The sequence below is a fragment of the Pseudomonas graminis genome (assembly GCF_001705435.1).
Lineage (GTDB): Bacteria > Pseudomonadota > Gammaproteobacteria > Pseudomonadales > Pseudomonadaceae > Aquipseudomonas > Aquipseudomonas graminis_B.
Genome location: NZ_MDEN01000068.1, coordinates 458,182 through 464,703, shown reverse-complemented (window position 1 = coordinate 464,703; position 6,522 = coordinate 458,182). Strand labels below are relative to the sequence as shown.

3 protein-coding genes are annotated in these 6,522 nt (G+C 51.8%); 1 reads left to right on the top strand and 2 read right to left on the bottom strand.

What is annotated here, in order from left to right; all coding sequences use genetic code 11:
* Positions 1-1,426 precede the first annotated feature (1,426 nt).
* Entirely contained in the window at positions 1,427-2,707 is a 1,281-nt protein-coding gene (locus BBI10_RS22070) for a tyrosine-type recombinase/integrase (RefSeq protein ID WP_078833759.1), read from the top strand.
* A gap of 314 nt (positions 2,708-3,021) precedes the next feature.
* Here the strand turns inward: BBI10_RS22070 and BBI10_RS22065 are convergent, their stop codons facing one another.
* Both BBI10_RS22065 and BBI10_RS26850 read right to left on the bottom strand, forming a co-directional pair.
* Complete coding sequence (locus tag BBI10_RS22065) at positions 3,022-4,284, bottom strand: DUF6035 family protein (protein WP_065991726.1); 1,263 nt, start codon at positions 4,282-4,284, stop codon at positions 3,022-3,024.
* Positions 4,285-4,489: 205 nt separating this feature from the next.
* On the bottom strand, positions 4,490-6,472 hold the full coding sequence (locus BBI10_RS26850; RefSeq protein ID WP_083233224.1) for an ATP-binding protein: 1,983 nt from the start codon (positions 6,470-6,472) through the stop codon (positions 4,490-4,492).
* Positions 6,473-6,522 lie beyond the last annotated feature (50 nt).

Sequence of the window (6,522 nt, the reverse complement as noted above, 5' to 3'; positions counted from 1 at the left end):
TATGGCCACTGCTTACGCTTGCGTCAGCGCCGCTACCTCCCATCCCTTACGTCAAGGCGACTTAACCGAACGCTTACGGACGGCGTTGCCATAGGTTTTGCGACGTCTTGGGCGCTGCGCCTGTGGTGCTTGATCGGCGGCGCTTGTTGCTGGTGCCGGCCAGATGCTGACGTGCGCTCGGTGTAAAGCCTGACGGCGATTGGGTTGCTGGATGTCTGTGTGATTGATCCGCTGAACGCTGCAGTGGGTTGGGCGCTGCGTTGGGGTTAAGCGGTGATCGCGATTGTTGAATCGTCGGGCTTGGGTGAACGGCAAGCTATCAGCCGTGGGTGGCGAGCGGTAACTGATGATGAGTGGTTAACGTCGAGGGTGAGCGTTGGTATCGGGATCAGACTGGGTGCTTTGGAACCTGGAGCAGGAAACGGAGAATCGCCACGCTCGATTCTCTGACACCACGCCCAGCGGCGTAATGTCTTGTTACGCATAATGTATATTATGTTAAACCAGAGGCTATGTTAGAAATGTTCATGAGGTTCATAAGGTACTGATTCGACAAATGTGACGGTCGCGCTTTGATGAGACTTTCCCATCCGAAGAGCTCTTCACCCCCGTAAACACTGGGTCTTGGAAGCTGATCCTATTCGGGCATGGGCCTATTTTTGACGAAATGATGAGCCTGGAATTTTAAGCTCGTTCGCCTATATATATGATTTTATTGGCTTTTTGTTCAGGTGGCGTCGTCGGGAGAGCTAACGAAACTTTGAGACTTCCCGGTTCCGCTTCCTGGCCTGCATTCTTGTCAAGAGCACTCACAGCGGGGCTGCAGAGGCATTTGCAGCATTTGTGCGACTTGGTAAGCATCTCGGATTTTGCGCGATTGGAGAGACTAGGTGCTGATCATTCACGGTTCTCCTACGAAAAAATCACGAAAATCGTCTAAATAATTTCAAGAAATTGTCTGGATCTGCAAAAAATGTGAGATGTCGGAAATCGCTGGTGTGCCCATCCCCCCGGATTTCGGGGAGGTCGTGCGTTTATAAAAATTCAGAGACTTTGTCACACCAAGTATACTTTTCAATTAAAACGAGACTGCGTCACAAAGGCTGATCGCACCGTCAATATCAAGATATTAATGCAGTATTAGAAAGGGTTGGCACTCTACCAATTACCATTAAATTAAAATTTGGCAATATTTGGCTAATGACTGGCAATATTATCTTATTTATTTTTATTGGCGCTGCTTATAACTCTGCGCAGTATAAGTCAATGTTTTTCGCATTATAATTCGTGCTTGCTTGGGTGTTGCCACAGCTGCTTTCCAGCTATACCATCGTTGGCCTCCCTATCACTTTATCCTTGAGCAGGGCTCAAACTTCCAGTAACTATCAGAACTGGAAGTCTCAATTCCTGGCGTCGGTGATTGAAAATGGCTTTTGACCCAAATCCACTATTTGAAACGTTTGAAGCTTTTTTAGATCAGGATTTTTCGAGTGAAAGTTCATCTATCAATTTTGTGAGTGACTATATCGAAAGTTTCCCCGTTGCACTGTGTGCATCTGCAGGCTACAGAGCCGTGCGTTCGTTCTTGCGCGCATACGAAGGTAGCGAGCAGACTTTCAACTCTTATAGAACCCACGTTGAACGATTACTTCTTTGGGCCCTTATTGTTAGGCATAAATCAATCTTCACCTTAAAGCGTCAAGACGCTGAAGCCTACTTGCAGTTTTGTAGGAATCCACCGACAAATTGGATTGGGTCAGTTACACGGGGTCGCTTCATCGCTAATAAAGATGCTGAAACCGCTGTGGTTTATCCCGTAGTCCCAAATCCAAAATGGAAACCCTTCAGCCAAAAGCTTAGTGCCTTAAACGCCCAGGCTGATGCTGTACAGGTGTATGCGGCTTCCAAAGGAACGATGAATCAAATCTTCTCGGTATGTAGCAGTTTTTATGAGTTTCTCGCCGAAGATAACTTGGTGAGCCTAAACCCGTTCAGACTTGTAAAAAATAAGCGGGATTTCACCGGGAATCTTACTGCCGAAGCTCAAAATCGGGCCTTAACGCCATTGCAATGGGACTACGTACTGGAGACTGCGGAGTCAATGGCTTCGGCTGAGCCGCTTCGACATGAACGTACCCTCTTCATCCTGGCTACACTTTTCGCCATGTATCTTCGGATCTCCGATCTGGTTGGCCGGTCGAACTGGGAGCCTTGCATGGGAGATTTCCGCCAAGACCCTGAAGGCAACTGGTGGTATCACGTGATCGGAAAAGGCAACAAACCAGGAAAAATTGCGGTGCGGGACGAGTATGTTGATCGGTACCTCAGACGCTATCGCACTTTTCTCGGCTTGCCGAACTTACCGGCGGAAAAAGAACGAACTCCTCTACTCACGACGCTGGAAGGCCGAGCGGGCTTGTCTGGACGACAAGTGCGCACCCTCCTCCAGTCCGTTTTCGACAACGCTCTAGCTAAGATGAAGGCTGAGGGACGCGAGGCGTACGAAATGAACAGTCTACGGTCAGCATCAGCCCACTGGCTCAGACATACATCGGCAACATTTGACGCGCCTTTTCGCAAGGCGAAAGACCTGCAGTTAGATCTTCGTCATAGCAACCTCAGCACCACCCAAGACACCTATTACCACTCTCATGATCAAGAGCGTATGCATTCTATCAAGCGCCTGGGTATGAGGGAGCGCGATTGATTTCGTTCCAAGAAACACCAGCAGCTATGTCGACCACACGCGTCTTTCGTGTAACGATCGGGCACTAAACAGCTGTGAGGAAACGTGATGGCTTTCAGCAATGACAACGGCGGTTTCGACTTCGCGTGCTCGGACGCGAAAATGTCAATTGGCGCATCCACTTGGGGCACTCGATTGAGTCAACTTAGCAGCGCCACCGGAGAAATCCTGATCTTGACCCGAGACCTAGCCGATATTGGATACATAACAAAGATTCTGGATAAGCGTCCTCATAATATCTGGATAGTGGCACACACTGACTGCATCAAAGCTGCTCAAGCCCTGAAGGCGGCCAGACCCTGGCTCAGGATCGCGGTGCATCGCGACATTGGGGCTAAAGCCGTTCTGGTTGCCCCTGATACCGATTGCAGCAGAAAGGGCTTGTAGGAGTCGAAGGCTTGGTTGCTGACATTGAGTAATCGCTCGAATCGATACCCTATCGGTCGACCATAGCGGGCGCTCAGCACTATGGAGACGGCCCCTTGGAATGGATCTGTCCAATGAGAGTTCGGAAGCTTTATATCTGGGTACGTAACTGCCATCCGCTCGCGCAGATCGACCCAGCGTTCCCGGGATTGTGGTGTGTCCTCCCTGCCCAACTCCATCCAGAAAGAATGGAAGTCACGGCGCAGCACATCAGCATTTACGGAGCTTTCCAATACCTCTCTCTGTGACAGGTAATCGTTATAGAACACGAGTTGCTTTTCCGGACTGAACGTCAGGTCATCCAGAAATACTTCAGCCCTCCTCCATTCGTTTACGATTGTACGACCGGTCAATTCCGGCACCGCGTACCAGCATTCAAACGCCATTCGCCCAGTGGCTCTGGAACGCGCCAGCGTCTGATCGTTCACGATGAAAACGTTTAGGTTGTTCAGGAAGAAAATGTCTTCTTCAGCTGTCTTGGTTGAGCTGGGATCAAAACTCTGGAATACCCAGATCATTGCCCCGCCATTAGCTCTGTAAAACTCCCGGCGTCCGACGATCTCAGTTAAAAAAGTGGTCGACAGCTGGACTTCGAACGCGATGCGCTCATTCCCCCTTACGACCTGGACATCCGGCTTGCGCCAAGTGGCACGGTCGGCGACTGGTTGGCCTTTCCAGACCTTCTCCACCAGGGGCTCGCCGCACGATCGATCAGCAATCAGACTGTCGCGAATGATCCCTTTGAGTCGGATGTGGGCCTGGCTTTCCTTCTGCGCGTTGTACTTGATCGCTGTAATCTGAGCGGAGCTGAGCTCACCCTTTGTTGAAATGTCGCATTGAATGAGCCCTTCAATGACTGGGTGATGGCGGAAGTGAAAAAAACGATGTTGTGTACGAACCAGCAACAGAGCGGCCCCGCACAGTTGGCAAACCAACCAAGGCTTGTCTCGATCCAGAATGAACCGAGAAGCTAGCTCCGCCCTATCCTGTATGACCAAGGACAATTCACGGCTTAGGAAACTGCTGATTTCGATGGGCGTTGCGCTGTCCAGATCCATTACATCTGTCAGCTTCATCTGTTCGGTAGGCTGAGCGTATTCTAAGGTGCGCACGAACTCCCTCCCTAAGCACTGTACATGTTGCCGTGCAGAACAAGAACATGATCTGTGCCCAGCTCGTACTTCAAGAGCAGCTTCCCGGTTGCAGCTTGTAGCATGGAAACTCCTTTCTGAATGAACCGACATTCCTTGGCTTCACAGCGTCTCAACTTTTCTGGCTGCGCCGAGACCCACTGCCATAAATGGTCTCGGCTTGAAATCAAACAGCTTCCTTGATTGCCCCATCCTTTGCGTCGTCAGAACTGCATGCGACCAAGTCGAGGTTGACCTGCTCCTGCGTCGACAACACCTTAGACAGGAGCGCGTCCGTGGTGAGATTGTCGTACCTATCCTCCAGAGTTTTCCGTAAACGCATCAGGCGAAGGTTGGCGGTGCTCACCAAAGCGCCATAAGTGGTGGCTCTCACTTGGCCATAGTTACGAGATTCATCACCCACTGTTTTGGACGTACTCACTCCGGCGGCGATCGACTGGCCAACGACCCAAGCCGTGATGAACGGAGAACCGTTGACGTATCCGGATGCGGCAATGTCCTGCACATACCCATCGGCCTGGTTAACCTCTTTTCGATTCAGTTTGAAGCCCCCTTTCTTGAGCTCGATAAGTAGGATGTTCTGCATTTGGGCGACTGAGGCGTCCTGGGGATCAAACTGTTCAATACCCACCAGTTGGGCAGTAGATCGGTCTGGCAGCACTACGATGTCAGGCCGTTTGCGTTCGTTAATGAACGAGGCGTCGCCCTCCCCCCAGAGCTGCTTCGCCACGCTTTTCAATGTCATGTTCGAGCAATACTCCATGGACTCGAACTCTGGCCCGAACAACCAGCGCGATCGTAGGATCAACGGATGCAGTGTATGGAGCTCGTCTGTCTCTGGATCTTCGGCCAACCTGGTGATGGCTTCGATGACGCTGAACCGGCCATCAATCTCATCGAGCACACGCAAGGCGTCCTTGACCGACCAGTCTGCCAAAAGGGAATCCAAGCCCTCAATATCCGTCGCAGGCAGATTGGCCAATTTTTGAAGCAAGGATGCCCCGCTCTTGGATTTCTCCAGGTTGATCACTGCTTTTACGGCCGTGGCGAGAAACTCCGGAGAGACCATCGGGTGCGCTTGTGCCACAGCCTTTGTGAAGGCTGTGACCTCAAGTTGAGCGCCGTGCCCTAATGATTTGAGCTCTGACCGGTTCTGTACCAAGGCGTCTTCTGAAGTGGCTTCAACCACCTCGGTCGCCAATTCGTCTGCTACCTTGCCGATGCAATCCGCAGCGGCCTTGAACAGCTCCTCAACGACAGGCGTCGATTGAAATCCTGTCCAATCCTGGATCACTTGGTCTTCAAACCCCTGGGTGTCGACGATGACCTTATAGCGCTTAGCGAATCGTGTGCGGCCATCAAAGTTTGCGACCTGGCCGATGACCCACGAGGGGTTGCCTACGAGTCGGTGCTCAACCCAAAAGGCCACGCCTTGGTGGATGGACGAGTGGTTCTGCTGTGTGGAGTCGATGACAATGACTTTTGCTGTCCGGCCATCACTCAGTTCGAGGTTATGCGTACGAGCATGCTGCTCAAGCTTTGCCAAGGTCAGAGGTGTGCCATTAACTCGAATCTGAAAGCCCGGGTCATGGATGAATCTTGCTGCAAGGACTGTAATGATTTCATTCGCGTCCGGCAGCTTTCGGGTGACTGACACCGACAAGCGTGTACCGGAGCCTTCACGTTGGCCAAACTCCTCGGAGCGCACCACGAAAGGACTAGGCCCTGACTCCGTTCCTACAGTGAACGTACTCAGTTTGCCGTCACGCCAAGTTTCCACCTGGTATTCATCACCGAAGCAAAGAAGCCCATGCCGGCCAACTCCATTGCGGCCATAGGCTTTCCTGAATCTGGCGCTCTTGCCCTTGGGAAATTCGACCTTGAAACTTTGATGCTTGAGGCGATTGTACCGAAGCGTCATCCATCGCTTGCTGAACTGCTGGGCCGACATTCCGTGACCGTCGTCGACCACCGTCAGCGTTCCGCCAGGCTCAGAGGGTAGAAACAAGTCAACTTTGCTTGCGCCGGCATCCCACGCGTTAGCCACTAGCTCAGTAAGAGCCACCTGTGGCACATGCGCGACGGGGCCCAACTCGCGGAGAAGATAGTCCTCCTCAAACAACGACAGGTGACGGGTTTGGTCGGACATCAATTTCCTCCATGGATTGGTGCTTCCGGGCCATTGGCTCTAGCACTGCG